Source organism: Peribacillus sp. YIM B13472 (genome assembly GCF_042788005.1).
In the GTDB taxonomy this organism is placed as follows: Bacteria; Bacillota; Bacilli; order Bacillales; family DSM-1321; genus Peribacillus; species Peribacillus simplex_E.
Map to the genome: position 1 here is coordinate 83,628 of NZ_JBHZPG010000003.1, position 26,537 is coordinate 110,164.

The 26,537-nt window shown below is 40.6% G+C and carries 29 protein-coding genes and 2 pseudogenes; all 31 read right to left on the minus strand.

Going from position 1 to position 26,537, the window contains the following annotated elements; genetic code table 11:
* Nucleotides 1-278: 278 nt before the first annotated feature.
* Nucleotides 279-992: a 30S ribosomal protein S2 gene (rpsB, locus tag ACFX4I_RS03550; RefSeq protein ID WP_095678842.1), complete on the minus strand. Its 714-nt coding sequence runs from the start codon at nt 990-992 to the stop codon at nt 279-281.
* Between the two features lie 154 nt (nt 993-1,146).
* Complete coding sequence (locus ACFX4I_RS03555; protein WP_377419198.1) at nt 1,147-1,788, minus strand: hypothetical protein; 642 nt, start codon at nt 1,786-1,788, stop codon at nt 1,147-1,149.
* 218 nt (nt 1,789-2,006) lie between these two features.
* On the minus strand, nt 2,007-2,771 hold the full coding sequence (locus tag ACFX4I_RS03560; protein WP_377419200.1) for a FliA/WhiG family RNA polymerase sigma factor: 765 nt from the start codon (nt 2,769-2,771) through the stop codon (nt 2,007-2,009).
* A 128-nt stretch (nt 2,772-2,899) separates the two neighbouring features.
* A pseudogene (locus ACFX4I_RS03565) lies at nt 2,900-3,410 on the minus strand (chemotaxis protein CheD).
* Nucleotides 3,403-4,041, minus strand: coding sequence for a chemotaxis protein CheC (locus ACFX4I_RS03570; protein ID WP_377419202.1), 639 nt, complete (start codon nt 4,039-4,041; stop codon nt 3,403-3,405). Before ACFX4I_RS03570 ends, ACFX4I_RS03565 begins: the two are co-directional and overlap by 8 nt.
* A 4-nt stretch (nt 4,042-4,045) precedes the next feature.
* Nucleotides 4,046-4,501 (minus strand): chemotaxis protein CheW, encoded by a 456-nt coding sequence (locus ACFX4I_RS03575; protein ID WP_230301330.1) that lies wholly within the window; start codon nt 4,499-4,501, stop codon nt 4,046-4,048.
* A 107-nt stretch (nt 4,502-4,608) separates the two neighbouring features.
* Nucleotides 4,609-6,651 (minus strand): chemotaxis protein CheW, encoded by a 2,043-nt coding sequence (locus ACFX4I_RS03580; RefSeq protein WP_377419204.1) that lies wholly within the window; start codon nt 6,649-6,651, stop codon nt 4,609-4,611.
* Between the two features lie 21 nt (nt 6,652-6,672).
* Nucleotides 6,673-7,746: pseudogene (locus ACFX4I_RS03585) on the minus strand (protein-glutamate methylesterase/protein-glutamine glutaminase).
* A gap of 10 nt (nt 7,747-7,756) precedes the next feature.
* Nucleotides 7,757-8,623, minus strand: coding sequence for a MinD/ParA family protein (locus ACFX4I_RS03590; RefSeq protein WP_377419206.1), 867 nt, complete (start codon nt 8,621-8,623; stop codon nt 7,757-7,759).
* Complete coding sequence (flhF, locus tag ACFX4I_RS03595; RefSeq protein WP_377419208.1) at nt 8,607-9,764, minus strand: flagellar biosynthesis GTPase FlhF; 1,158 nt, start codon at nt 9,762-9,764, stop codon at nt 8,607-8,609. The genes ACFX4I_RS03590 and flhF overlap by 17 nt, the downstream gene beginning before the upstream one ends.
* Entirely contained in the window at nt 9,761-11,797 is a 2,037-nt protein-coding gene (gene flhA, locus ACFX4I_RS03600; RefSeq protein ID WP_377419210.1) for a flagellar biosynthesis protein FlhA, read from the minus strand. The genes flhF and flhA overlap by 4 nt, the downstream gene beginning before the upstream one ends.
* Before the next feature lie 40 nt (nt 11,798-11,837).
* Entirely contained in the window at nt 11,838-12,920 is a 1,083-nt protein-coding gene (gene flhB, locus ACFX4I_RS03605; protein WP_377419212.1) for a flagellar biosynthesis protein FlhB, read from the minus strand.
* Nucleotide 12,921: 1 nt separating this feature from the next.
* Nucleotides 12,922-13,698 carry a flagellar biosynthetic protein FliR gene (gene fliR / locus ACFX4I_RS03610; RefSeq protein ID WP_377419214.1) on the minus strand — a complete coding sequence of 259 codons (777 nt, stop codon included), beginning with the start codon at nt 13,696-13,698 and terminating at the stop codon, nt 12,922-12,924.
* A 3-nt stretch (nt 13,699-13,701) separates the two neighbouring features.
* The gene (gene fliQ / locus ACFX4I_RS03615) at nt 13,702-13,971 is read right to left on the minus strand and encodes a flagellar biosynthesis protein FliQ (protein WP_076366504.1); all 270 of its coding nucleotides are present in this window, start codon (nt 13,969-13,971) and stop codon (nt 13,702-13,704) included.
* 14 nt (nt 13,972-13,985) lie between these two features.
* On the minus strand, nt 13,986-14,651 hold the full coding sequence (fliP, locus tag ACFX4I_RS03620; RefSeq protein WP_230301338.1) for a flagellar type III secretion system pore protein FliP: 666 nt from the start codon (nt 14,649-14,651) through the stop codon (nt 13,986-13,988).
* On the minus strand, nt 14,648-15,307 hold the full coding sequence (locus tag ACFX4I_RS03625) for a flagellar biosynthetic protein FliO (RefSeq protein WP_230301339.1): 660 nt from the start codon (nt 15,305-15,307) through the stop codon (nt 14,648-14,650). The genes fliP and ACFX4I_RS03625 overlap by 4 nt, the downstream gene beginning before the upstream one ends.
* A gap of 15 nt (nt 15,308-15,322) precedes the next feature.
* Complete coding sequence (gene cheY, locus ACFX4I_RS03630; RefSeq protein WP_063231856.1) at nt 15,323-15,685, minus strand: chemotaxis protein CheY; 363 nt, start codon at nt 15,683-15,685, stop codon at nt 15,323-15,325.
* 17 nt (nt 15,686-15,702) lie between these two features.
* Nucleotides 15,703-16,920 (minus strand): flagellar motor switch phosphatase FliY, encoded by a 1,218-nt coding sequence (fliY, locus tag ACFX4I_RS03635; RefSeq protein ID WP_230301340.1) that lies wholly within the window; start codon nt 16,918-16,920, stop codon nt 15,703-15,705.
* The gene (gene fliM / locus ACFX4I_RS03640; RefSeq protein ID WP_377419216.1) at nt 16,910-17,908 is read right to left on the minus strand and encodes a flagellar motor switch protein FliM; all 999 of its coding nucleotides are present in this window, start codon (nt 17,906-17,908) and stop codon (nt 16,910-16,912) included. The genes fliY and fliM overlap by 11 nt, the downstream gene beginning before the upstream one ends.
* 52 nt (nt 17,909-17,960) lie before the next feature.
* Nucleotides 17,961-18,389 carry a flagellar basal body-associated protein FliL gene (gene fliL / locus ACFX4I_RS03645; protein WP_377419218.1) on the minus strand — a complete coding sequence of 143 codons (429 nt, stop codon included), beginning with the start codon at nt 18,387-18,389 and terminating at the stop codon, nt 17,961-17,963.
* Nucleotides 18,386-18,601 (minus strand): flagellar FlbD family protein, encoded by a 216-nt coding sequence (locus tag ACFX4I_RS03650; RefSeq protein ID WP_076367895.1) that lies wholly within the window; start codon nt 18,599-18,601, stop codon nt 18,386-18,388. Before ACFX4I_RS03650 ends, fliL begins: the two co-directional genes overlap by 4 nt.
* Nucleotides 18,602-18,649: 48 nt before the next feature.
* Nucleotides 18,650-19,915 (minus strand): flagellar hook protein FlgE, encoded by a 1,266-nt coding sequence (locus ACFX4I_RS03655; protein ID WP_377419220.1) that lies wholly within the window; start codon nt 19,913-19,915, stop codon nt 18,650-18,652.
* 72 nt (nt 19,916-19,987) lie between these two features.
* Nucleotides 19,988-20,374 (minus strand): TIGR02530 family flagellar biosynthesis protein, encoded by a 387-nt coding sequence (locus ACFX4I_RS03660; RefSeq protein WP_377419222.1) that lies wholly within the window; start codon nt 20,372-20,374, stop codon nt 19,988-19,990.
* An 11-nt stretch (nt 20,375-20,385) separates the two neighbouring features.
* Entirely contained in the window at nt 20,386-21,021 is a 636-nt protein-coding gene (gene flgD, locus ACFX4I_RS03665; RefSeq protein ID WP_377419224.1) for a flagellar hook assembly protein FlgD, read from the minus strand.
* Nucleotides 21,022-21,029: 8 nt separating this feature from the next.
* Entirely contained in the window at nt 21,030-21,962 is a 933-nt protein-coding gene (locus ACFX4I_RS03670) for a flagellar hook-length control protein FliK (RefSeq protein ID WP_377419226.1), read from the minus strand.
* 113 nt (nt 21,963-22,075) lie between these two features.
* A complete protein-coding gene (locus tag ACFX4I_RS03675) occupies nt 22,076-22,330 on the minus strand; it encodes a hypothetical protein (RefSeq protein ID WP_377419228.1) in 255 nt (84 codons plus the stop codon).
* A 25-nt stretch (nt 22,331-22,355) separates the two neighbouring features.
* Nucleotides 22,356-22,973, minus strand: a complete 618-nt coding sequence (locus ACFX4I_RS03680; protein ID WP_377419230.1) for a MotE family protein — start codon at nt 22,971-22,973, stop codon at nt 22,356-22,358.
* Nucleotides 22,974-22,977: 4 nt separating this feature from the next.
* On the minus strand, nt 22,978-23,424 hold the full coding sequence (gene fliJ, locus ACFX4I_RS03685; protein WP_377419232.1) for a flagellar export protein FliJ: 447 nt from the start codon (nt 23,422-23,424) through the stop codon (nt 22,978-22,980).
* A 2-nt stretch (nt 23,425-23,426) separates the two neighbouring features.
* Nucleotides 23,427-24,746 carry a flagellar protein export ATPase FliI gene (fliI, locus tag ACFX4I_RS03690; RefSeq protein WP_377419234.1) on the minus strand — a complete coding sequence of 440 codons (1,320 nt, stop codon included), beginning with the start codon at nt 24,744-24,746 and terminating at the stop codon, nt 23,427-23,429.
* Between the two features lie 2 nt (nt 24,747-24,748).
* Entirely contained in the window at nt 24,749-25,513 is a 765-nt protein-coding gene (fliH, locus tag ACFX4I_RS03695) for a flagellar assembly protein FliH (protein WP_377419236.1), read from the minus strand.
* Nucleotides 25,506-26,525: a flagellar motor switch protein FliG gene (gene fliG, locus ACFX4I_RS03700; RefSeq protein WP_377419238.1), complete on the minus strand. Its 1,020-nt coding sequence runs from the start codon at nt 26,523-26,525 to the stop codon at nt 25,506-25,508. The genes fliH and fliG overlap by 8 nt, the downstream gene beginning before the upstream one ends.
* Between the last annotated feature and the right edge of the window lie 12 nt (nt 26,526-26,537).

Here is a 26,537-nt window from a genome sequence, read left to right on the forward strand (position 1 = left end):
TTATTCAATCTTTACCCATTATTGCCAAAAATACTTGTTATCATCAAAGAAAATAACGAGTCTTGACAATTTTCCTGAAAAAACATCAACTTTTTTCAGAAAATTTGACGGAGCTAAACTAGTTGATGTTTTCATCCCTCAAAAATCGCCCATACCTTTTTAAAAAGACATTCCGTACAGTGATTTTATGTATGTTCATTTAGTGCAAAAAAAAGGGATAAAAGGCATTATCCTCTTATCACCTTTTTTCTTACTGAATAAGCAACCTTTTTTACTTATTAAGCAGTAGTTGTTTCAGTTGCTGTTTCTTCGCCTTGTTTAGCTTCTAAGATAGCATCTGCCATTTTACCTGTTAATAATTTAACAGCACGGATTGCATCGTCATTCGCAGGAATAACTACATCGATTTCATCCGGATCACAGTTTGTATCAACGATACCAACAAGCGGAATGTGTAATTTGTGTGCTTCCGCAACAGCAATACGCTCTTTGCGAGGGTCGATAACGAAGATCGCATCAGGAAGAGTCTTCATATCTTTAATACCGCCTAAGAATTTTTCTAAGCGATCCCATTCTTTTTTAAGTTGGATAACTTCTTTTTTAGGAAGAACTTCAAAAGTTCCGTTTTCTTCCATTTTTTCGATATTTTTAAGACGAGTGATACGTTTTTGGATTGTTTCAAAGTTTGTTAAAGTTCCACCTAACCAACGTTGGTTTACATAGTACATACCAGAACGGATAGCTTCTTCTTTAACAGATTCTTGAGCTTGTTTTTTAGTTCCGACGAAAAGAACAGTACCACCGTTAGCAGCTAGTTCTTTCACGAAGTTATAAGCTTCTTCAACCTTTTTAACTGTTTTTTGAAGGTCGATGATGTAGATGCCGTTACGCTCAGTGAAGATATATTTCTTCATTTTCGGGTTCCAGCGACGTGTTTGGTGTCCGAAATGCACACCAGCTTCAAGCAATTGTTTCATAGAAATGACTGACATTTTAGTTCCTCCTAAATGGTTTTGTTTTTCCTCCGCACCGATCATTTTCATACAGAAACTGTCGTAACAGCACCATCTGCAAGAATCACGGGGCGTGTGTATTAACACCATTTCATAATATATCATAAAGGCTCTGTACAATCAAGAGATAACTTTATCTATTCTTGCGAAACTTCAGTAATAGCTCTATCTCCGTTTGACCGCGACATAACTTTTTGGCGATTTCCTCTACTGAATTCCCTTGATCCGCTAACATATCCACTTTTTCATTCAATGACCGCTCATTTAACGAAGCCAGCAGCATGTCCGAAAATCCCATGCCAGCCGGCTTCCCCTCGTTTTGAGGGGAAGTGGCTGCCGATGAAAGCTCCAATTTATCCTCGACTTTTACGGGTAAAGCATTGGCCTCATTTTCTTCAGGTACTATTTTATAAGCGTCAATCGCCTGCATTTTAGCTGCGGCACGACTTCCCGCTTCATACTCAATGTTTTGTTCTTGTTGTTCTTGTTGTTCTTCTTTATCTTCCTTAGTTTCTTTGATTGAAACATGTTCTTGGCCTTTTTGTCCATGACCGTGATTCATTGCCACCGATTTGGTGAATGCTTTTACCAATGTCTCGTTGTCCTCTTTCATCTCCATTAAATAACCAGACAAAAGTTGTTCCATTTCCCCAATGATGGCTTTTTGGTCTTTTTCCAACTTACTTAAACGATTTTGGCGAAGATATAAAACGATGATGGCAAAAATGGTGAATATGTTTAATGCAAACAACAGAAATATAAAAAACGCTGACATATTGCCTCCTAATTAACCGGAATAGTCAATCCTGTTACCTTAATACGGATGGGGATCTTTTTTCACTGTTGTTTTTCCTTGATTACACAAAGTACAGTTCGAACATTCTGTGATTTCGAATCATTTATTGATGCGGGTACCCGTAAGAATTCTTTCAAGTTGACATATAGGGGCTTTCTTCGTTCTCCCCAAAGCCCTCTTCAATCAAAATATCATGATTAAATCTTTTGATCTTGCATCGTGTTTCTTAATTTATATATCGCTTTCGAGTGAATTTGGGATATCCGGGACGTAGATAGGCTCATCACTTGTCCGATTTCGGTTAATGTTAGTTCTTCCTTATAAAAAAGCTGTAAAACCAACTGTTCTTTTTCATTAAGCGTTTCTATGACTTTGGCTAATTCCACATATAGTTCTTTCCTTAACACATGTTCCTCAGGTAAATCCGCCTTTTCATCTTTAATATGAAAATTCACGCTTTCTTTATCGTCCTCTTGGGGATTTTCATCAATTGATAGTACATTGGCAAAGAAATTCTCATTTAATGCAGCATACACTTCACCTTCCGGGATATTCAATTCAGCGGCAATCTCATTTGGCGAAAGGTTCCTCATGTATTGCTGCTCCAGCTGTTCTATTGCAGATTCAATTTTCTTGGCTTTATCTCTTGCACTCCGTGGAAGCCAATCCTCTTTCCTTAATCCATCTAAAATAGCACCACGAATTCTAAAAGATGCATATGTGTCAAACTTCAGGTCACGCTTCGTATCAAAGCGTTCCAGGGCATCGAATAACCCCATCATCCCTAAACTCCTTATATCATCCCGGCTCACATTTTTAGGAAGACTTACTGAAATACGTTGAACATGATACGATACGAGAGGTATGTATTTCTTTATCAAAATGTCCCCGGCTAGCGGATCTCTGCAATCCACCCAATTTTTCCAACATAACTGCTCTTCTTCGATGGTCAGATGAGACATTGGACATCCTCCTAACATTTTGTTATACGATTTGTGATCAAAACGGCCCCTAAAGCCATAAATGCAATAATAATTCAGTAGCAAGTGTACCTTTCATATTTTTGGCTTTTCAAAAGCCAATTCCGATCCTATATGTTTTTAGTCCCTTTAGTAACGGTCCGAATATTTAGCAAACAATCATTTAAATTGAATTCGATCGTTCTTCCGCAATTCCCGCCAACATCTTCGGCAACGACTCTAATCCGCAAGTCAGATAACTCTTTCCGGACAGCTTCCACATTCCGGGATTCCGGGGTCCAATTCTCATCAAATCCCCTCCAAAGGCAATTTGAAACATTTGCGCTCCGCCAGCCAACTTCGCTTTTAGGAAAGGCACTCTTGCGCCTTCTTTTACTAAGATCTGCACTAATTCCTTTATCGCCGTATCTGCAAATTTTGCCATGTTGATCTGTCCCGATTTAGCAAGTGAAGAGTCAGGCAGCATGATATGGGCCAAACCTGCAATTTCTTTTTTTCATCATAAATCACAACACCAACACAAGACCCCAACCCGGAAGTACGAATCGTATAGGGAGGTTTTATTATATTCATATCCGCTATTCCAACCTTAACAATCTGGACCTTTGACAGTTCAGTCATTAGGTGACACTCCTAAAGCGGAAAAAATGATATCAAAAAATTCAGAATCAGGTAATAGAAAGAAATGACCATTAATGGAGTCAGCAAAAAGCTGGTCTTTTTCAAGTACTGTATCAATGACGATGGCTGCGTCACTTACTTGAGATAATTCCAATAATCCATAACTGATCGTTGCCCCTACCATATCGATGCTCAAGGATGGAACGGATGGATGGATATTCAATCGAGTGAAATCAGAAAGGGAAGAGAGATAGGATCCCGATAAAATATTCCCTAATTCCTGAAGGCAAGAGAGTGCCAATTCAGTATAGGGTGCTGAATCTATCAAAAAGGTCACATCACCAGTCATCTTACGAATCAAGTATTCAGCTACTGGTAGCGAAAGGATAAAAAACATACTCCCTGAAGCATCACCTTCTATTCTAAGGAAAACGCTGGCAACCACGTGATCGGCCCCGCCAGCCATTTCCATCATTTCATCAAAGGAAACGATTCGGACATCAGGAACATTCATATCAATTTTCCTATTAAGGATGGCAGAAAGCGCAGTTGCTGCGTTCCCTGCACCTATATTACCGATTTCCTTCAAAATATCGAGTTGAAGAGGGTTGATTTTCTCAATGAATGACATATGATTATCCTTCTCTTAACATATTTTCAGTCATTTCCAGACTTAAGGCCTTCTCCAAATTAATTAGCACGAGCAGTCGCTTCTCAATTTTAGCCACTCCGCTAATGTATTCAAAAGCCAGATGTCCCACAACTTCAGGCTGAGGTTCGATACTCTCCACTGGAATATCCAAAACATCATTGGCAGAGTCCACTATTAGCCCCACTTCCATACCATCCAGAATGACGACGATAATCCTTGTTGATTCATCGTATTCCACCTCTTCGAAACCAAAACGAACCCGTAAATCAATAATTGGAGTGATTACACCCCTTAAATTTATGACTCCCTTAACAAATTTTACTGCCTTTGGAACTCTGGTAATATGCAGAAGCTTTTCGATACCACTGACCTTATCCACTGGAATTGCATATTCTTTATCCTTAATTTGAAATACGATTACTTTCATATCCTCCGACATCTATTCCCCTCCTTTTAAAAAAACTCATGATGATTGGAAGCCTTGACGAAATACGAATCGGCACGGTCGAACCAACGTCCCATTACCCTGCCCCATTTATCTATCATTCAATGAATCAATGTGTTGCAATCTATGATTAAAGCAACTTGACCATCACCAAGTATCGTTGCCCCCGATATTGCAAATGCACTGGTTAAATAATTACCTAGTGACTTCAGAACGATTTCCAGTTGCCCGATAAATGAATCAACGACTAATCCTGCTAATTTATCGCCTTTTCTTACAATGACTACAGAGAGGGACTCTTCTTCTTCCTGATTGATAGGCACTTCGAATATATCTTTCAAGAACAGAAGCGGTAGAACCTTCCCCCTGTAATCAATAACTTGTTGATTATGGGCATTCATGATATCTGCTTTTTTTATGATTGCTGTTTCAATAATGGAAGAAAGCGGTATGGCATATTTTTCGTTTTGGATTGCAACCAGCATGACAGAAATAATGGACAATGTAAGCGGAAGTTGAATAAGGAAGATGGATCCTTCATTCTCTTTGGAATCGATCGTGACAGATCCACCGAGGGACTCAATAGTATTTTTAACCACATCCAGCCCCACACCCCGTCCCGATACATCTGAAATGGTTTCCGCTGTTGAAAAACCAGAAGCGAATATCAATTCATAGATTTGCTTATCCGTTAGGGTGGCGGCAGTTTCCTTAGTTAATATCCCATTGGATAGGGCCTTGTTCAAGACTCGATCTTTATTGATGCCTGCGCCGTCATCCTCGATTTCAATGAAAACATGATTACCACTGTGATAGGCTTTCAACAGGATTTTACCTTCTTCATTCTTTCCTTTCGCCAAACGTTCTTCAGTTGTTTCAATTCCATGATCCATGGCATTTCTTATTAAATGGACGAGAGGATCACCGATTTCATCAATGACTGTACGATCAAGTTCCGTTTCGGCACCGGTGATTTCCAAATTGACTTTCTTGTTTAAATCCCTTGCCAATTGACGAACCATTTTAGGAAAACGATTGAATACAGTTTCCACGGGCACCATCCGCATATTCAATACGATTGTTTGTAAATCACTTGTTATACGGGACATTCTTTCTACCGTTTCATGCAATTCTTGATTAGCCAAATCACTGGAAATTTGATCAAGTCTGCCTCTATCGATTACTAGTTCCTCGAATAAGTTCATTAATATATCAAGCCGCTCAATGTTCACCCGAATGGTCTTGCTTGATGCCGGTTTAACGGGTGCCTGTTTTTTCTTATCATCGTTATCAGTTGGAAGCAAGGCATTATTTGACTCTTGTTTTAGAATTTCAGTAACTTTATCCTCGTTAGAATTGGCTTCATGCCGAATTCCTTCTAGATCAAGTGCATTCACAACAACTTGATCCACTTCGGTAACCTTCATGATTTTTTTCTTTATCTCTTCACCAGATTCTGTTGTTACCATCGTGACCGTAAATTGCTGATCGAATTGCTCTTCTTCCAAAAGTTCGACGGGTGGGTGTGACTTGATTACTTCACCTGACTTTTCAAGCACTTCGAAAACCATAAACACCTGGGCAGCTTTTAAAAGACAGTCCTCACGCAACCCTATCGAAATTTCGAAGCTGTTGAAGCCTTGATCTTTGGACTGTTGAAGTACTGTCCATTCAAGTTCATCGTACTCTCCCGCAATCATTTCCTTCTTTTCTAGGACGGCAGAAGCTGCTGCAATCTCTGCAATGGTGGAAGAAAAGGGCAACTCCCCTTTTTCAATCATTTCCAGCTGATGGACAACATCCTTCACATTTCTTTTTCCATCTCCACCTTCAGCAATGGACATGACCATTGCTTCTAAATCATCAACCGCTAAAAATATCACATCAAACAATTCAGGCGAAAGGGCGATTTGACTGTTTCGGATCGCATCCAGCACATTCTCCATTTTATGAGTTAAATTGGCTAGATCCTCATACCCCATAGTTGCCGACATCCCTTTTAAGGTATGGGCGGAACGAAAGATTTCGTTTACGATCGAGAGGTCTTCTGGGTTCTTTTCAAGCACCAGCAACTGTTCGCTGCACGTTTGAAGATGTTCTTTACTTTCTTCTATAAATACCTCTAAATATTGATTCATATCCATACAATCCCACACCTCCATGTGTTAACAATAGTTTATTATCGCTTTAGCTATTTTTTCTACATCCTCTTCGCTATCTATTAACTTGGTATTGATTGCCGCCTTAGGCATACCAAAAACGATTGATGTCTCCTGTGATTCGGCTATCGCTTTTAAAGGACCCTTTTGTTTAAGATTGGTAAGCCCCCTCGACCCGTCCATCCCCATCCCGGTCATGATAACGGCTATTTTCGCAGAATCATTCATTTCACTTACCGATTCAAATAGCACATCAACCGACGGGCGATGTCCATGACGCACTTCGGATTGATCCAAAAGGATTGCCCAGTTCATCCCGACCTTCCTCACTTTCAAGTGAAAACCTCCAGGTGCGATGTAGGCGACACCTTTTTGAATCAGTTCTCCCTCTTCAGCTTCCTTCACTTTAATCTTGCATAATGAATTCAGGCGTGTTGCCAAGGATTTTGTGAAACCGGGGGGCATATGCTGGACAATGAGTATGGGAGCATCAATTTCTTCTGGGAGACCTGTCAAGACAGTCTGCAGAGCTCTCGGGCCTCCTGTTGATGTACCGATGACTATTATCTTCCTGTACCCATAGGACCATTTTTTTGGTTTTTTTCGTTTTTTGACACTTTTATTGAATCTATTTCACTATATCTCCCCCAAACGGATGGGCTTCTTTCAATATTTTTCGCATTTTTTTCTAGTTTGTGAACATTTGCCCTGCTGGCGGCCATAACTTTTATGTAAATCCAATGAAATGGCTCCCGAAGGTTTAGCCACAAAGTCAAAGGCTCCACTGTTCATGGCGGCAAATGTATTTTCCGTTCCTTTTTTCGTGGTGCTTGATAACATGACTACAGCGGTTGGACATTCATTCATTATCCGGTTTAATGCTTCCAATCCGTCCATAATCGGCATTTCCACATCCAAAGTCACGACATCAGGTTTTAAAGACTTTATTTTGTCAATGGCATCTCTTCCATTCCTGGCAGTCCCGATGATTTCCACCCTGCTATCTTCTGCTAAAAACTCTGAAATTAACTTTCTCATAAACGCAGAATCGTCCACTATCAGCACTTTTACTTTACCCATATAAGGAGACCTACTTTCCAAAAAAATATCTCTTCATATTTTGGAGGAAATGGCTTTTTTGCAATGTCAATTCTTCCCCAAATGAATGATTTGCATATCTCGAAGCAATGTCCATAATGGCTTTGGATATATCGGCTTCAGAATCGAAAAGGAGAAAGGGCATTTGTTTGGTAGCAGATTTGGGTACGGTTCTATCATCTGGCAAGTACCCTAGAGCTACAGTTTCCAGTCCCAAAAATTTCACTAGTGCATTTTGGAGCCGCTTAATCGTTTCTTTGCCGTCCTTACTCGTGAAAACCCGATTGCAAACTAGGAACAATGGAATCTCTTTATTTACTGAATGGATATATTTCATTGCTGAGTATGCATCCATGATAGAAGTGGGTTCAGGCGTCGTGATAACGACTAATTCATCCACACATAACGGGAATTTCATGGAATCCTTAGTGATGCCTGCCCCCATATCAAATAAGATGTAATCGTAATTCGCCAACAATAAACTGAATTCTTCATTAAAACGAGTATACTTATCTTCATCAAGTGAAAAGAGATCCGTCAACCCTGTTCCACCTGTAATGATTGAAATATTTCCCGGTCCTGACATGATGATATCCTTCAAACTACAATCTTTTTCAAAAAAATCAATAATACTGCAGGGAGAGTGTTTACCTATCAAAATATCAATATTCGCCATACCGATATCCATGTCGAACACCAGTACCTTTTTGCCTCTTTGGGATAAGGCAATGGAAAAATTCAATGTAAAGTTTGATTTTCCCACTCCACCTTTTCCGCTTAATACGGCAATCGTTTTGGCCATTGATTTATTTTGGCGGGCTTCCAATCTTTTACGTAAATTCTCAGCTTGATCTTTCATATTTTTTAGCCCCGAAAGCCATTTTCAATAGCTGTGATGATGTAGCTATTTCAATATCGTCTGGCACATTCTGTCCATCAGTTATATAGGCCGCTCCCAATTTATGAGTGTGTATAAAATTGAATATCGGCCCGAAAGTGGATGTTTCGTCCGCTTTTGTAAAAATGACCTGTTTAATCGGTATGGTAGCAAACTGTCGATAAATATCTTCCATATCCTTTTGTTTAGACGTCAATGACAACACTAAATAGGTTTCCATCTCATCTGTAAAATGGATGATTTCATTAAGATCCTTAACATATTGCGGGTTACGGAAATTCCTTCCTGCCGTATCAATAAAAACAAAATCATAATGGGAGAAACGTTCAGCCGCCCTTTTGAAGTCTTCCAGATTATAAGCGACTTCAATGGGAACGTTTAGAATCTTGGCATATGTCTTAAGTTGATCTATTGCAGCGATCCTGTACGTATCCGTCGTAATGAAAGCCACCTTTTTATCATGCTTTAACATGGTTTCCGCAGCTACTTTTGCCAGGGTCGTTGTCTTTCCCACACCTGTTGGGCCAACAATATTAATATACTTTTTTTGCAGCCCGTTTTTTCCATTTTCGACCTTTTCCAAAATCGCGAACATGGCTTCTTCCAACCAAACTTGAACCTCTTCATCAGTGGATTGCTGTTTAAAAACGAACCATTTTTCAAGTAGTTCATCCATGATTTGGAATCGAAGTGATATATCCACTTCCTGCTCGGTTAGGTATTCATGGATTTTCTGCAGTTTCCCCGGATATTTTCTATCAGGTGAATAGATTTGCAAACTCTTTATCATATCTTTCAAACCTTCGATTTCTTTTACTAAGTCCGCACTTTCCCTATTGCCTTCATTAGGTTCAGAAGCATGAATTGCCACTTCCAGCTTTGATGGCAACTTCTTCGATTTTTGTTTGGTTACGGTTTGGATAGGCTGGGACACGGGGTCTATGGCTGCAATGACTTCAATATTCCTCTTTTTGAATAATCCTAAGAAACCGCCAGTATATACAGCGTTTGAACTTAAGATTACCGCATCACTGCCTAGTTCCTCCCTTATTCGCTTCATTGCCTCGTTCATTGATGGTGCCAAATATTTCTTTACCTTCAATCGAAATTCACCACCCCTACACTTTGTACTTCTACATTCGATTCGAGTTCATTGTATGAAAGAATAGGTACATTAGGAAAATAACGTTCAGTTAATTGCCGGGCATACATCCTTACCGCTGGAGAGCAGAGTAAGATCGGTTGGTGATCCATTAGGTTCAGCTCTTCCAATTTGGCTGCAATTGCCTCCAATATGGATTGCGATATAGTTGGATCCAATGATAAAAAATTACCATGTTCGGTTTGCTGTACACCATCGGCGATGGTCTTTTCCACTTTCCCCGATAATGTTATGACTTTAATTCTATTTTCATCCGAAAGAAAAGAATTCGTTATTTGTCTGGCTAAATTCTGCCTTACATATTCAGTAAGCAAATCTGTGTCAGTCGATAACTTGCCATAATCAGCAAGTGTTTCGAAAATGATCGGTAAGTTCCTTATTGAAACTTTTTCCTTCAATAATTTTGCCAATACCTTTTGTACATCTCCTATGGACAAGGGATTCGGAGTGACTTCCTCTACTAGTATAGGTGCCGATTCGTGGAGATGATCGATCAATTGTTTCGTTTCCTGCCTGCCCAATAATTCATGCGCATTGGCCTTTATGACTTCCGTCAAGTGAGTGGATACAACACTTGGCGGGTCCACAACTGTATAACCCAACATCTCGGCATGTTCTTTCATATCATCCGTGATCCACTTGGCCGGTAAACCGAAAGACGGTTCTATCGTATCGATTCCTTCTATTGAATCATCCTCCATCCCTGGACTCATGGCCAAGAAATGATTAAGGAGCAATTCCCCCTTGGCCATGACACTTCCTTTAATCTTCAGCCGATACTCATTGGGATTCAACTGAATGTTGTCACGTATTCTGACGACAGGGATCACGAGTCCCAATTCAATTGCAAGCTGCCTGCGGATCATGACGACTCGGTCCAGCAGTTCTCCCCCTTGATTGGCATCCGCAAGCGGAATCAATCCATATCCAAACTCAAATTCGATCGGGTCGACACTTAAAAGGTTAACGACGCTTTCTGGACTTTTCATTTCATCAGTTTCCAGCACTTCTTCCATTTCTTGCCTTTCATTTTCATCCTGCTTAGGTATCCTTGAAATTGTATACCCTCCAACAACTAATAAAGCAGCGATCGGAATCGTGAATAAGTCGGAAATGGGAGTGAATAACCCTAAAAGGAAAATGGTTGCTGCTGTTAGGTAAAGCATTTTGGGAAATTGGAATAACTGTTCAACAATATCCGCTCCGAGGTTTCCATTCGAGGCTGCCCGGGTTACGACAATACCCGTAGCTGTAGAAATCAATAACGCAGGTACCTGACTCACGATACCGTCACCAACCGATAACATGGAAAAATGGACGGCTGCTTCTCCAAAGCTCATGTCCAATTGCATGAAGCCAATAATCATACCGAAAATCAAGTTTATGATGACAATGATGATGCCCGCTATGGCGTCCCCTTTAACAAACTTACTCGCTCCATCCATGGATCCATAAAAGTCTGCTTCGTTACTGATTTTTTCCCTTCTGGCCCGTGCTTCATTTTCGGAAATCATCCCAGCATTTAAATCTGCATCTATGGCCATCTGTTTCCCTGGCATCGCATCCAGCGTAAACCTTGCCGCTACCTCCGAGACCCGTTCGGAGCCTTTCGTGATGACGATGAAATTGATGATGACCAAAATGATGAATACAACTAATCCTACAAGCACGTTACCGCCGACTACAAACGACCCAAAGGTTTCTACAACTCCTCCAGCATCACCATAGGTCAAAATGGCACGAGTCGTCGAAACATTCAACCCCAGCCTGAACAATGTCAGTAAAAGGAGCAAGGAAGGAAAGATTGAAAATTGGAGAGGTTCTTTCATATTCATCGTAGTCAATAGAACCAGCAACGCAAGAGAGATATTTAAAAGGAGTAAAATACTTAACAACCAGGTTGGCAATGGAATGACCAACATGGCAACGATCATGATGACGCTTGATATAACAACTAAATCTCTTGCTCGCATGTTTTTTCTCTCCTAACTAGCGGGTTACCCTATTACTTCTTTACAGTTTACCTTTGGTTTTATATACAAAGGCCAGTATTTCAGCGACTGCCTTAAAGAACTCTTCAGGTATCGCCTGGCCTAATTCAGCTTGATCATTTAAAGACCTGGCCAAAGGCCGATTTTCCACCATGACCACATCGTTTTCTTTAGCAATGAATTTAATTTTCTGAGCAACAAAATCAACGCCCTTCGCCACTACGTACGGAGCCTCAGCTTTTTCTTCATCATATTTTAAAGCAATAGCAAAATGCGTCGGGTTAGTGATGACGACATCCGCATTGGGAATTTCCTGCATCATTCTTTGAGCGGCCATCTGCCTTTGCTTTTGCTTTATCTTGGATTTGATGAGCGGGTCCCCTTCGGAATTTTTATACTCATCCTTAATATCCTGTTTGGACATCCGGATGTTTTTTTCAAAGTCATATTTTTGGTACAAATAGTCTAATAGAGCAATGAACAATAAAGCCACGGAAGCATAAAATCCCACTTTAATCGTAATATCCGCCAACGTTGCCATCGCTTCTTCCACAGAAATCTGTGATAAAATCATAATCTCGTCCATGCGCTGCCATAGTACATAAAAGGCAACAACACCAACAAATGATATTTTAAGAGTGGATTTCAATAATTCAACAATGGCCCTCATTGAAAAAATACGTTTGAATCCTTTAATGGGATCCAATTTATCAAGTTTGAACTGAATGGATTCAGTCGAAAACAAAAACCCGTTTTGCATGACATTAGCCAATATCCCAGCCACTATCGCTGCTGCGAAAACTGGCCCTAGGATTAAGCCCATCTCCTTTAAAACCTCAATCATGATAATTTGCATATTCTCCTCGCTGAATCCACTCAAGGAAAAACGTTGCAGGTATTCTTTCATGAGACCGAGCAGATGATTATACATGTATGGTCCCATAAGCAATAGCACAGAAAACACCGCAATTAAATTCACAGAGGTATTTACATCCTGACTTTTTGCCACCTGACCTTTTTTCTTCGAATCCTGACGTTTTTTTGGAGTTGCCTTTTCGGTTTTCTCTCCAGCGAAAAACTGTAAATCCAGCTGAAAACTCTCCATATCAAACGCCTCCAATCAACTGCATTAGTTGACGTATTGTCAAAAGCAAGAAATTGAAGAGTTGTGTTACAACTGTCATCATCATCCCCATTACCAGTATGATAACCGCAAAGCCGGCAATGATTTTCACTGGAATCCCGACAACGAACACATTTAATTGAGGGACCGTCCTGGCAAGGATCCCTAACGTGACATCCACTAAAAAAATGCTTCCCACTACAGGTATGGACATTTGAAAAGCAATCATGAAAGCTTTGCTGAGGGCTTTGGCCAAATATTCTATCAGTGTATGATCTCCGAATGGTACAAATAATTGGTCAATCGGAATGAACTGATAACTATAAAAAATTCCATCCAAAAGCAAATGGTGGCCGTTGGTACTCAATAGGAATAATAGAGCGATTGTATAAAGGTATTGTCCCATCAGCGGGCTTTGTGCCCCCGTTTGGGGATCGATGACATTCGCAATTGAAAAACCCATTTGAAAATCAATCAATCCACCAGCGATTTGTACGGCCGATAAAATCATATAAGCTGCAAACCCGATGAAAAGCCCAACCAGCGCTTCCTTCATGATCAGTAAATAAAATGTGACATCCAATTCCAGAACCGGAGCATCGATGGTGTAGTACATGATCCAGGCAAGGAAGATCCCAAGCCCTACCCGATGTTGTACCGGTATTGAACGGTACGAAAAAATCGGCATGGCCACGAAAAACGTAGTGACCCGTACCACAATTAATAAAAAAGCGGGAAAGTGCGGAAATAGTTCCTCCATGCACTACCCTACAAATCGATTCAGATTACCGAATATTTCATTTGCATATGATAATAGGTGGCTCAGCATCCATGGAGCCAATAAAATGAGTCCCAATAAGACTGCGACGATTTTTGGAACAAATGCCAAGGTTTGTTCCTGAATTTGTGTAGTCGCCTGAAAGATGCTTACTAGTAGTCCTACAATAAGAGCGATTACCATCAATGGACCAGCGATGATCAATACCATATAAATTCCTTTTTCTGCTATATCAATTACAAACTCTGCACTCATATTTTTTCACCTGCTTAAAAACTCTGTAATAAAGACTTCACTACTAAATACCATCCATCAACAAGAATGAAAAGGAGGATTTTAAATGGCAGGGAAATCATGACTGGCGGCAACATCATCATCCCCATCGACATCAGGACACTTGCAACGACCATATCGATAACCAAAAATGGAATGAAAATCATAAAACCTATTTGAAAAGCCGTTTTGATTTCACTGATAGCAAAAGCTGGTACAAAGGCAGTCAAGGGAATGTCCTGTATCGTTTCCGGCTTATCCACCTTGGCATACTCCAAAAATAACGCCAGATCCTTTTGCCTTGTATGGGCACTCATGAATTCCTTAAATGGTATCGAGGCCTGTACATACGCCTCTTCTAAATCTATCTCTTCATTAAATAATGGGGTTAATGCCTTTTCATTCACTTCCTGAAAAGTCGGTGCCATTATGAAGAATGTCATGAAAAGTGCCAGGCCGACCAGCACCTGGTTCGGCGGCATCTGCTGGGTAGCTAGCGATGTTCTCACAAAGCTCAGGACAATGATGATTCTTGTAAAACAGGTCATCAAGATCAATATGCTTGGAGCCAGCGATAAGATAGTCATTAGAAGAACAAGTTTTACGGAAGTAGAGACATTAGTGGGATCACTGTTATTAAAAAACTCCATGAACTCACTCATTCATTGTCTCTTCCTTTCCTACCAAGCTCATTTAACAGCCTTTTCCTGCTATCAGACATTTGATCAAGTTGATTTTTGAACTCTGCAGAGAAACTGGCAGTTTCGGATTCGCTTTTCTTCAACCACTTATTTTTCAACTTCATTGCAAATTCCCCAGGCTGGATCATTTGATCGATCTTATCATTGTGATCTTTCAAAAGCTGTTCATATTCCTCGGGATCATCTATTTCTTTCAAGAGCTGAATATTTTCGCCAACCCCGATCACCAATATTCGCCCGCCGACTTTAACAAGCTGGACTGAACGATTTGCCCCAAGGCCCGTACCGCCTAAATTCTCCACTGAATTTGCCTTTTGATACGATTTACTTTTTTTATTGATGAATTTCAATAGGATATATAGAAGGGCCACAACAAAAATAGTAGCAAATATCATCCTAAGAAACTCCCAAACGGTTATCCCCACTTTGTCAGGATTCGAAGCCTGTTCGGTAGATTTCCAGTCTATTGATTCATCTTTACCCACCTTTAAATCATCTGGCTGCTCATAAACATCCTTCACTGTTTTTTTAAGATTTTCCGCATGGACCTGTATGGCCCCAGAGAAGAATACCGCTATCATCAGTGAGACCTGAAGCCATTTTTTAATTAAAAACAATATGAAGACACCCTCTTAACTTAATGCTTTATTTATGGCTTCCAATACCCGGTCTGCCTGGAATGGCTTCACGATAAAGTCTTTTGCACCCGCCTGGATCGCATCAATGACCATGGCTTGCTGCCCCATCGCTGAACACATAATGACCTTAGCTTGAGGATTTACCTTTTTAATTTCCTTTAACGCTGTAATCCCATCCATTTCGGGCATGGTAATATCCATCGTTACAAGATCCGGATGGGTTTCTTTATATTTTTCCACTGCTTGGGCGCCATCTGCTGCTTCCCCGACTATTTCAAAACCATTTTTAGAAAGGATATCCTTTATCATCATTCTCATAAATGCTGCATCGTCCACAATTAAAATTCTATTAGCCATTATTCTCGTCCCCCAAATTATCTTATTTTATTTAATCGTTCACTTTGACTCATTATATCCGTAACACGTACCCCAAAGTTTTCATCAATCACCACTACTTCACCTTTTGCTATCAAGCGGCTGTTTACCAGGATATCCACTGGCTCTCCTGCTAATTTATCCAATTCGATGATCGATCCGGAGGACAGCTCCAAAATATCCTTGACGGAGCGTTTCGTTCTTCCAAGCTCCACAGTTATTTGCAAAGGGATATCCATCAGCATGCTGAGATTTTTCGTTTCAGACTCCTGAAGCTGATAAGGCTGAAAACTAGTGAAACTGGCCGGCTGAACATTTACCGGCTGTCCTGTTGGTACGGATGAAACTCCAAAATGTTGTGGAGCATTCGGCATTTGGTTCGTAGGTTGGGTTTGGTGACCGCCTTGTCCATAAGTTTCGTTTGCCGATCGATCAGACCTGGTGTCCTGGAATGATGCCGGCTCCTGATTTGGAATGTTTGTTACTGGATCACTTAGTACTTTTTGCGTTTTAATATCGGTAGGTTCGCTTTCGCTCGTCCCATTTAATAATTCAGAAACTAACCCTTTAGCAAATTCTAATGGCAACAATTGCATAATACTGGAATCAATTAAGTTGCCGACACGGAGGCGGAACGAGATTTTTGCAAATAAATCCTCGTCAGGTATCGCATTTTCACCTACACCGTTTAAAAAATTAAGTAAGTCTATGCTAGGTGGAGAAATATCCACTTTTTTACTGAAAATGGTCGACATGGATGTCGCAGCAGAACCCATCATTTGGTTCATTGCTTCCTGAACAGCACTCAATTGAATTTCTCCAAGCAGGTCAGAAGGATTCTCCCCATCTCCGCCAAGCATCAAATCTGCAATGATAGCAGCATCACTCTGCTTGATGACCAGCATATTTATACCTGAAAAACCTTCTGTATATTGCACTTGAATCGCTACATACGGATGCGGGAATTCTTCCGCGATCTGTCCCCTTTCAATTAATGTAACCGTCGGGGTGGTGATATCCACTTTCTGATTCAACAAAGTGGATAGGGCAGTGGCCGAACTTCCGAAGGAGATATTACCGATTTCACCGAGGGCGTCGAGTTCCATCATTGATAAATAATCGTCAATCGTGAGAGGGATCACCTCATCCTCTATATCACTTGTACCTTTTAAAAGGGCATCTATTTCGTCTTGTGAAAGCATTTCATCACTTACCATCTTCTTCTCCCCCTTTCAAAATATCAAGAATCTGGATAGCATGTTTTTTTCCTACTTTTCCTGGCTGCCCACTGTATTTTGGAATCCCTCCAATTGTAATCGTCAAAGGTTCATCGATTGCCTTATTCAAATCGATGACATCGCCAACATCAAGCAGTAAAAAGTCCTGGATAGTGATATCCGTAGAACCAAGTTCGGAAATAATGGGAAGATCTGCGTTTCGGATACGCTTTTCCAAAATCATGATTTCCTCTGGAATTTTTTCCTTTTGGGAATTTTCCATCCAATAATGAGCAGATAACTTTGGTATGATCGGTTCCAATACGACGTGAGGAATGCAAACATTAATCATTCCGCTCGTTTCGCCGATTTGTGTATTCAAGGAAATGACCACAACAGTATCGTTGGGTGAAACCAGTTGCAGAAATTGCGGATTCACCTCGAACTCTGTCATCACCGGTTCGATTTCAACAATCGTTCCCCAAGCCTCCTGTAAATTTTCAAAAGCCTTCTCGAATAAATTCGACATGATTTTCGTCTCTATTTCCGTTAAACTATCTACCTTATTCACGCTTATGCCCCGCCCGCCCAAAACACGATCCATCATGGAATAGGCGATATTCGGGTTGACCTCAAGAATGATCCGGCCATCCAAGGGCGGTACCTCAAAAACATTCATGATGGTCATTTTGGGAATCGATCGGATAAACTCTTCGTATGGTATTTGATCTGCCGAAGCAACCGATATTTGGACATATGTTCTAAGCTGAGCAGAAAAGTATGTGGTCAGCAGCCTCGCAAAGTTCTCGTGTATTCTAGTCAAACTGCGGATTTGATCCTTTGAAAACCGAAGCGCCCTTTTAAAGTCGTAAACTTTCACTCTTTTTTCTACTTCTTCTTTTTTTAAATCATCTGCATCCATTTCACCTGTGGAAATGGCCGATAACAGTGCATCTATTTCATTTTGCGATAATATTTCCCCGGACATTAACACTCACCTCCAAAGCTTCCCCTTCTTATTTAATGAAGCAAGGATGTTCTTATTGCTGTATCGAGGAAGTTATATAAACCTTTTCAACTTTTCCTTCTTCCATTAATTCATTCATTCTAGTCTTTAAAGCTTCTTGAAGCTTTTCCTTGCCTTTTTTACCGGTTAACTCTTCCGCTTTCATTTCGGATAGTTCGGTAATAATTATATTTTTCACTTGAAAATTTCTTTTTTCCAACTCTTCTTTCGCTTTTTTATTTTCTGTTAGGACCATAAATGAGATTTTGATATAATCATTGCCGGCAAGATTCGTAGTAATTTCAGGAATCTCAACTGATGATTTGACAATTTCGTCAATGCTAGGTTTATCTTCGGCAGATGTGGGATCTGATAACTTTGTCACAACCACGACCGCTATGACACCTACAAGCGTTATAGCCACGAGTATAATCAACATAATAGACATTAGATTTTTTTTCATGAACTTTCCTCCACATCCTTACGAAAACCGAGAATATTAACGGTACGGTAAAATTGTATAATAGCTCCAACCAGTTCCTCTTCCTTCTCTAGCACAACGATTTTCTTACCATTTGTAAAAGTAATGGTCGTATCTGGCAATGACTCGACTGTGTCTATGTACAATGCATTGATATGAAAGCATTTTCCATTGAGCCTTGTGACTTTGATAATGATATTTAGGAGCCAGAGCAAAAGCATCTGGCTCCTCCCTCCCTTAACCTATCGTTTTAAGTTAACCAATTCCTGTAAAATTCCATCCGACGTCGTGATGATCCTGGAATTCGACTGGAAACCACGTTGTGCAACGATCATTTCAGTAAACTCTTCGGATAAATCCACATTGGACATTTCCAATGAACCTGATGCAATCACACCACGCCCTTCACCTGCGATATTGATGTTTGCAGTACCTGAATTGATTGATTCCTGAAAAGTGTTACCACCCGTTTTCGTCAAGCCTGATGCATTGGAAAACTTGGCGACGGCCAGTTGGCCTAAGGTTGTGATCAGACCGTTGGAATAAACGCCATTTATTTCCCCTGATGCACCAATATTAAAGCTTTCCAGTTTTCCTTCTTTATTACCATCCGGATTGACAAGAGCAGTAGTGGAACCTTTAACTTGAGTAAGGTTCGAGAAATCAAAATCCAAATTAACTTTTTGAACGCTTTCATCAACTGCTGTATCCGAGTCATCCTCTTTGCCGCTTGAAATGTTAATGCTTTGACCTGTCTGGGTTTTATCAGCTGCCACTATCTGACCATTTGCATCGAAATTCACCGAAGTGAACGGTTTTGGTTTAGTTGTTGATGTATCCCCCAAAGCAGCAGGTTCTTCATCAAAAAGCTCCCATTTATCATCACCGTTTTTTTGGAAATAGATAGTTGCCGTTTGTTCTTTACCGTTTTCATCCACAACTTTCATTTGCTGGCTAAATACGGTACCATCAATTGCGTCAGCAGCTAGATTACCACTTACTGATATTTTAGTAGTGGCAATGGCAGGTAAAATCGCATTGACGTTAACGGCAACGTCGCCAATCGTTTTTGATCGTTTACCGTTTTCATCAACTTTGTAAGCCTGCACTTTCAAACCATTCGCGTTGACAAGTGTACCGTTATCATCCAGATAAAAGTTTCCTGCACGTGTATATGAAAGTGAATCGCCTTGCTTGACGACAAAATAACCATCACCAGATATTCCTAAATCAAGATCGCGGCCGGTCGTTTGCAGGCTTGACTGTGTATGGATCGTATCGATTGTAGCAATCGTTGAGCCCAATCCAATTTGTTTAGCATTGGTTCCGCCTTTATTGGCTGTTGCTGCACTTGCACCAGATACCGTTTGGTTCATCGCATCGCTGAATGTCACACGGCTTTTTTTGAAACCATATGTATTGACATTGGCGACGTTATTACCGATAACATCCAATTTTGTTTGTAAGTTTTTTAATCCGCTTATTCCCGAATACATTGAACGAAGCATGTAAAAGCTCCACTTTCATATATCGACTCCTTCCGTCATTCCACAGTCTAGGCTTCCTATTCCAGGTCCAGCCTATTTATCTAAAATTATGGTTCCATTGATGTTCGTGAAGATTTGTGATGTTGCTTCATCCCTGTCCATGACCGTGATGACCTTGTTGTTTTTCGTGCTTACTATGAGTGCCGCATTATCAATAATGATAAGAGATTCAGTTACACCCATCTTTTTGGCCTCATTGGCTTTATCAGCTATTTTGTCCCAGGTTTTTGGTGCTATTTCTATATTCCGTTGACTTATCCGCAATTGAGCATGTTTACTAATGGTCAATTTTTCATTTGTGGAGACAGCAACTTGAAAATGCTGTTGAAAGTCTTGTTGGATCATCTGCCTTTGCCTTAACGGTAATTTTGTTTGTGGCAAAAGCTGAGCGGAATTTACTTGAAAACCAAGTTCATTCATATTCCCATCCCTTAAGCTTCAGCAATTTTTATCAATTGCTCTGATGATAACTTAGTGTTATTTTCATCATCCACTTCAATTTCCAGCTTGCCATTACTCATGGATACCGAGATTACGACAGCAGACGACTCACCATTTTTATCGTCCATCCAGTAAACACGCTTGCCTATTAATTCACTTGCCGCCGTCAAGCTATTCGCCATGGAACTTGGTTGTTTCATTGCTGAAATATTTGCGGGTTCAAGCTTTGTGCCATCTTCTAAAAGAAAATAAACACCATCACCCTTATATTGTATCGATTTAACGATGCCTGTCCCTTCTTCTATCGGAAGATCACCATCGCCTTCATCCAATTTGTGCCAAGTTACTTCCTTACCGACAAAAGAGTTATAGTTCATTAAACTATTTTGTTGATTGATCCCTATTATTTCTTCCATTTGGGCTCCCATATTCATCATCTGTTCCAGAGAAGAAAAAGTGGCCATTTGGGCGATGAATTCCGTATTGTCCATCGGACTTGACGGATCTTGTTTTTGAAGCTGGGTAAGCAACAATTTCAAGAAATCACCCTTTCCCAATGCATCCCCGGTTTTTCTGTTTTCAGTTTGAGATTTTGATAATAATAGTGACGTATCGATGGTCGTCATTTTTTCACCTACACTTCCATATTTAACAGAGCATCGGCAAGGGATCCCGTAAACTCGCTTTCCGTTTCATCATTGCTTTCTTCCTTACTCTCCTGTTGTTCATTATGTTCATCCGCATCTTTATGGCTGAATTTCTCAGAGTTAAAAGCATTGAAGGCCTGTGATATTTCAATTCTTTCAATTTGAATGTTTTGTCCGCTAAAGGCTTGTTTTAAGCCATGAAGCTGATTCTCCAGCATTTCCTTGGCCTGGGCAGTAGAAGCCATAATCTTGGCTGACAGCATACCATCCTTTTGAATCAACTCGATTCTTAGGGACCCTAAATGTTTAGGAGTCAATCTGATCAAAAGTTTATTTACACCGTTAGTTCCGCTAAAGTTCGCCTTACTCAAAATATTTTCAAATTGTTTAACAAACTCTTCTTGACTGACAGTTTGCTCACCTTTGGGAGCTGCCAAGACGAATTGCTCCAGCTTTGTCATGAGAAAAGGCATACCAGTCCCTTGATGTTTCCCACTATCCGGACTTTGCAAAGCCACACCGCTGCTGACTGTCCCGTCTTTATTTACCTTGTCACTCCCGGATAATTGCGAGAATGCACTTTTCAATGTTTCTAATGTTTTAGTTTGCCCTTTTTCCAGAGTGTTGGATTGATCAGGTTCTGCTTTTGACTGATTGGACAGCCATCGCTCCAACTTTCCCGTTAACCCTTCAAGCAGGTGTTTCATTTGTTTCTGGATGGCCGCTTCATCTTGGGGCATATCCTTATTTTCCGAGAGAAGATCATGAGTTTTCACCAGTTTCAAAAGATTCACCACACCGGATAATGAGGGGTCATGCCATTTTTCTTCGCTCAAAATAGTAATTTTTTTCAGGATGGTATACAGATCCATGACATTGGCTGATAACAAACTTTGTGGATTCAGGCTGAAGTCATCCACTTCTTGTTCTAAATCCAGATCTTCGATGCTCCCAAAGAAATCATCAAGGGCACCCTCATCATTTCCGGCTACATTTTTTAGGACCTGTAAAATTAGGTTGTTATCTTGTTGGTTTACAGAAGGGGCTTCGGCAACTCTCTCTTCCCCTGTTTCACATAGCCTTTCAAGTTCAAAAAAACAAGCAAATCCTTTATTACAGACATTCGTCCTTCAGTGATGGCGCTTATATCCGATGGAATGGGAGGTTCTGTCCCAATGGCTGATTGAAGGACTGAACCAAACCCTGAATCAGTTTGATGCTTTGGCTTAATTGGTACCTTTAGACCTAATGATGCCAAGGCAAGTAAAGAATTAATCGCTGAATTCATATATTCACCTCCTCACTCTTTCCACTTAAGAACTTTGTTCCGTTAGTTTCTTCGTTAACCTTGCAGCATCAGCCGTTGTCATTTGCTCCAAAACCTTAGCTAAAGTGGCTGCTTTCATACTAGAGAGAATCTCCACTGCATCTTCGTCTTTCATTTCCATAATGATAGGTGCAGCCTTCTTGGGAGCCATCGTTTCATAAGTACGGATTATATCTTTAAACGCTTGTTTACTATTATTCTGACTATCCCTAAGTTGATTCATTTCCGTTTGAAGCTGCTGTTTTTCCGCTTCTGCCTTTGCAATGGCCTTGTCACGTGTATCAATGATGCCCTCAAGCTTTTCTATCTCTTTTTCCTTGTTTTCAATCTCGGTTTCTAATTTTTCGAGTTTCATGGAAACTTTCTCATCATTCTTGGCTGGTTTCCCTTTCTCTTCATCCTTTTGATCCGATTCAGTGAAGGGTATTTTCGCAGACAATTCCTTTGCCTTTTCCACTACATTCACCCCTGCAACTGTAAAAACGATCAACGCTACAGTTACCGCAAAGATCAATGGAATGAAGATGACAAGAAACCATTGAAACTTACTTATCTTGCTTTCTTTCAATTCTTCCAATCCATTAGATTCACTTTTTTTACGCATCCCATCACCTTACGCCTTTGCTTAAGAATTGCCGGATAGATATGCCATCCATTTGTTTGTTCTCAGCTTCCTTAATGACATCGAGGAATTTAAGAAAACCATTTTCTTTCATTTTCTCGTACTTTTTAACCTCGATATTTCTTTCCATTAATATATCCCGTTGATTATTCATCTTGTATCGCGCTTCAATGACTTCTTGTTGACAGTGGCTTAAGAGTTTTTCCAAGTTGTCCATAAATAACTGATGATGACGAATTTCCTGAACGGATAATCCATTTCGCAGCTTTTCCTGTTGAAACTCAAGCAACTCTTCTTTTTTCTTTAAAAGCTTATATAACTTTTCTGCCACTTCTTCAAATTTTTTTAAAGCAGCATTATATTTAGCTAGTGCATCGGTTTTTTCTTTTTCTTTGATGGTCAGGATCTTCTCGAATTTATATTGATAAATCATTATTAATCACCTTTCTCCATCAATTCGACAAGGACGTTGATACTATTTTCTTTGGAAGCTTTTTCATGGGTTCCTTGCTTCAAAAATGAAATGATTTCCGGATAGCTTGTAATCGAGTTATCAATTTGTTTGGAAGAACCCTTCTTATAAGCTCCTATATTAATCAAATCTTCCGACTCCATATAGGTTGATAAATTTGCCCGCAATTTTTCTGCGGCGTTCTTATGCTTGTCACCAACAATATTATTCATGACGCGACTAATGCTCTTTAATACATTGAGCGCTGGAAACTGTCCTTTATTGGCCAAGTTACGGTCTAGTATGAAGTGACCATCCAAAATTCCCCTGACAGCATCAGCAATCGGTTCATTCATATCATCACCGTCGACTAGTACCGTATAAAAAGCTGTAATGGTACCCAACTGATTTGTTCCCGTTCTTTCGAGTAACCTTGGAAGGATGGCAAAAACGGATGGCGTATATCCTTTGGTCGTCGGCGGTTCCCCGATAGCAAGCCCAATTTCCCTCTGGGCCATCGCAACCCTCGTGACCGAATCCATCATCAGCATCACATTCAATCCCTTATCACGAAAATATTCCGCGATGGCAGTTGCCGTCAATGCACCCTTTATCCGCATCAACGCTGGCTGGTCAGATGTTGCCACTACAACGATTGATCGTGCCAGCCCTTCTGGTCCAAGATCTTTCTCAATGAATTCTCGAACTTCACGGCCACGTTCTCCAATAAGAGCGATTACGTTTAAGTCAGCCGTCGTATTCCTTGCTACCATACCAAGCAACGTGCTTTTCCCGACACCGCTCCCTGCAAAGATACCAACACGCTGTCCTTTTCCAACTGTTAATAAACTATCAATCACCCGAACTCCTACATCTATCGGTTCATTAATGGGAGGACGTTTCATCGGATTCGGCGGATCTTGATCCACAGAAATTGTCGCGAGACCTTTTGGAAGCAGTGAGTCATCAATGGGATGTCCCAATGGATCGACTACTTTGCCAATTAGCCCGCTTCCCACCTTTACCTCAAGGCTCCGTCCGCTCCCTTCCACGATACAACCCGGTGCAATATCACTAACTGCTGTAAATGGCATTAAAATAACCATTTCATCACGGAAACCGACAACTTCAGCTAAGATTCGATTTTTCTTTTTTTGTATACCTGTATAGATATAACAAACATCACCTACAGAGCTTTCAGGGCCTTGAGATTCTATCATTAGCCCCACGACACGTTTGATTCGTCCATAGTGTTTGAATGGATCAACTTCATCAACTAAGGGCAATAGGTCTCTAGTTTTCATCTTTACTCCCCTTCAAGCAATTCAGTTAGTTTCAATTTGATTTCCTGCAGCTGACTGTCGACACTGGCGTCCATCCTTCCGTTTTCGGATTCGATGATACAGCTGCCTAAATCCAGCTCATCATCCGGAAAGATATACAACTCAGTATTTTTCGGAAAGATTGCCATCAACTCATCTTTATGAGAAAGAATCGATTGATATTGGATCGGATGGATATGTAATTGCACTTCACGGTAATCCCTCACCTCTTTGATGGCTCTTTTGACTATGGATAAAAAAGACTCTTCATCTTTTTCAAGCTGTTGCCCGATAATTTTCTCTGCCACCTTCAGGGCAAGATTCAGAATAACGGTTTCAGATGATTCGATATTGTGCCGATAATCTTTTTTAGAGGACTCTACCACTTCTTTTGCGAAGGCTATTTCCGCTGCAATCTCGTTATAACCCTTTTGGATCCCATCTTCGACTCCCTGCTGATACCCTTCTTTTTGAGCTTGTTCTATAAACATTGCTTTTTCTTGATTCTCCCATTGTTCTCGGTCTTGCTGGATTTTTGCAGCAATTGCTTGGGCTTTTTGTTTAGCTTCGAGCAATAACGTTTCCGCTTCCTGTTTAGCATTATTGAGAAATTCATCAGATTGAATATAATGACGGTTTTTCCGCTCATCTGCATCATCATTTTGAGGAAAGTCGAAAGGGCGGACTTTTATTGCAATCTTTTTGCTTTTCTCCTGGTTAGCCTGCTGGGATTTGATAATCCTAGACAATGATATCATCCCCTCCGCCGCGGGCAATCACGATATCTCCAGTTTCTTCCAGACGACGAATGACGGCAACAATTCTTGATTGTGCTTCTTCTACATCCCGCAATCGTACTGGCCCCATATATTCCATTTCTTCCTGGAAGGTTTCAACCATACGTTTTGACATGTTTCGAAAAACGATTTCCTTCACTTCATCACTAGCCACTTTAAGAGAAAGTTTAAGATCTTCGTTATCAGATTCCCTGACTACTCGCTGAATCGCTCTGCCATCAAGGGTCACGATATCTTCAAAAACAAACATTCTTTTCTTGATTTCCTCAGCAAGCTCCGGATCTTGGATTTCAAGTGCATCCAAAATCGTTCTTTCCGTTGAGCGGTCAACACCATTCAACACATCTACTACAGCTTCCACTCCACCTGTCTGTGTATAATCTTGGGTTACAGTCGCAGAAAGTTTCCTTTCGAGTATTTGCTCCACTTCATTGATGATTTCCGGAGAAGTGCTATCCATTAAAGCAATCCTTCTTGCAATATCTGCCTGCACCTCTTGCGGAAGTTCAGACAATATTTGTCCAGCCTGTGTGGGATCAAGATAAGACAAGATTAATGCAATGGTCTGCGGATGCTCGTTCTGGATGAAATTCAGGATCTGTCCAGGATCTGCCTTTCGGGCAAAGTCGAATGGCCGAACCTGCAAGGATGATGTTAAGCGGTTAATGATGGCTGTTGCCTGATCATTACCTAATGCCTTTTCAAGTACCTGCTTCGCATATCCTATCCCGCCCTGCGAGATGTAATCCTGTGCTAAAGCAATATTATGGAATTCTTCCAGAATTTCTTCTTTATCATGGGAGTTCACTTTTCTCACTCCCGAAATTTCAAGGGTCAATCTCTCAATTTCCTGTTCAGAAAGATGCTTATATACGGATGCAGAAACATCCGGGCCTAAGGAAATAAGGAGGATGGCAGCTTTCTGTTTACCAGTCAATCCGGCCTTTTTTTTTCTATCTGTCACTTTCTAAAGCCT

Bases quoted from the DNA above. Each gene is read 5' to 3' on its own strand.
- rpsB (WP_095678842.1), bottom strand. From the start codon at position 992: ATGTCAGTCATTTCTATGAAACAATTGCTTGAAGCTGGTGTGCATTTC.
- ACFX4I_RS03555 (WP_377419198.1), bottom strand. From the start codon at position 1,788: ATGTCAGCGTTTTTTATATTTCTGTTGTTTGCATTAAACATATTCACC.
- ACFX4I_RS03560 (WP_377419200.1), bottom strand. From the start codon at position 2,771: ATGTCTCATCTGACCATCGAAGAAGAGCAGTTATGTTGGAAAAATTGG.
- ACFX4I_RS03570 (WP_377419202.1), bottom strand. From the start codon at position 4,041: ATGTCATTCATTGAGAAAATCAACCCTCTTCAACTCGATATTTTGAAG.
- ACFX4I_RS03575 (WP_230301330.1), bottom strand. From the start codon at position 4,501: ATGTCGGAGGATATGAAAGTAATCGTATTTCAAATTAAGGATAAAGAA.
- ACFX4I_RS03580 (WP_377419204.1), bottom strand. From the start codon at position 6,651: ATGGATATGAATCAATATTTAGAGGTATTTATAGAAGAAAGTAAAGAA.
- ACFX4I_RS03590 (WP_377419206.1), bottom strand. From the start codon at position 8,623: ATGAAAGATCAAGCTGAGAATTTACGTAAAAGATTGGAAGCCCGCCAA.
- flhA (WP_377419210.1), bottom strand. From the start codon at position 11,797: ATGCGAGCAAGAGATTTAGTTGTTATATCAAGCGTCATCATGATCGTT.
- flhB (WP_377419212.1), bottom strand. From the start codon at position 12,920: ATGGAGAGTTTTCAGCTGGATTTACAGTTTTTCGCTGGAGAGAAAACC.
- fliR (WP_377419214.1), bottom strand. From the start codon at position 13,698: ATGGAGGAACTATTTCCGCACTTTCCCGCTTTTTTATTAATTGTGGTA.
- fliQ (WP_076366504.1), bottom strand. From the start codon at position 13,971: ATGAGTGCAGAGTTTGTAATTGATATAGCAGAAAAAGGAATTTATATG.
- fliP (WP_230301338.1), bottom strand. From the start codon at position 14,651: ATGAGTGAGTTCATGGAGTTTTTTAATAACAGTGATCCCACTAATGTC.
- cheY (WP_063231856.1), bottom strand. From the start codon at position 15,685: ATGGCTAATAGAATTTTAATTGTGGACGATGCAGCATTTATGAGAATG.
- fliY (WP_230301340.1), bottom strand. From the start codon at position 16,920: ATGGTAAGTGATGAAATGCTTTCACAAGACGAAATAGATGCCCTTTTA.
- fliM (WP_377419216.1), bottom strand. From the start codon at position 17,908: ATGTCCGGGGAAATATTATCGCAAAATGAAATAGATGCACTGTTATCG.
- fliL (WP_377419218.1), bottom strand. From the start codon at position 18,389: ATGAAAAAAAATCTAATGTCTATTATGTTGATTATACTCGTGGCTATA.
- ACFX4I_RS03655 (WP_377419220.1), bottom strand. From the start codon at position 19,915: ATGCTTCGTTCAATGTATTCGGGAATAAGCGGATTAAAAAACTTACAA.
- ACFX4I_RS03660 (WP_377419222.1), bottom strand. From the start codon at position 20,374: ATGAATGAACTTGGTTTTCAAGTAAATTCCGCTCAGCTTTTGCCACAA.
- flgD (WP_377419224.1), bottom strand. From the start codon at position 21,021: ATGACGACCATCGATACGTCACTATTATTATCAAAATCTCAAACTGAA.
- ACFX4I_RS03675 (WP_377419228.1), bottom strand. From the start codon at position 22,330: ATGAATTCAGCGATTAATTCTTTACTTGCCTTGGCATCATTAGGTCTA.
- ACFX4I_RS03680 (WP_377419230.1), bottom strand. From the start codon at position 22,973: ATGCGTAAAAAAAGTGAATCTAATGGATTGGAAGAATTGAAAGAAAGC.
- fliJ (WP_377419232.1), bottom strand. From the start codon at position 23,424: ATGATTTATCAATATAAATTCGAGAAGATCCTGACCATCAAAGAAAAA.
- fliI (WP_377419234.1), bottom strand. From the start codon at position 24,746: ATGAAAACTAGAGACCTATTGCCCTTAGTTGATGAAGTTGATCCATTC.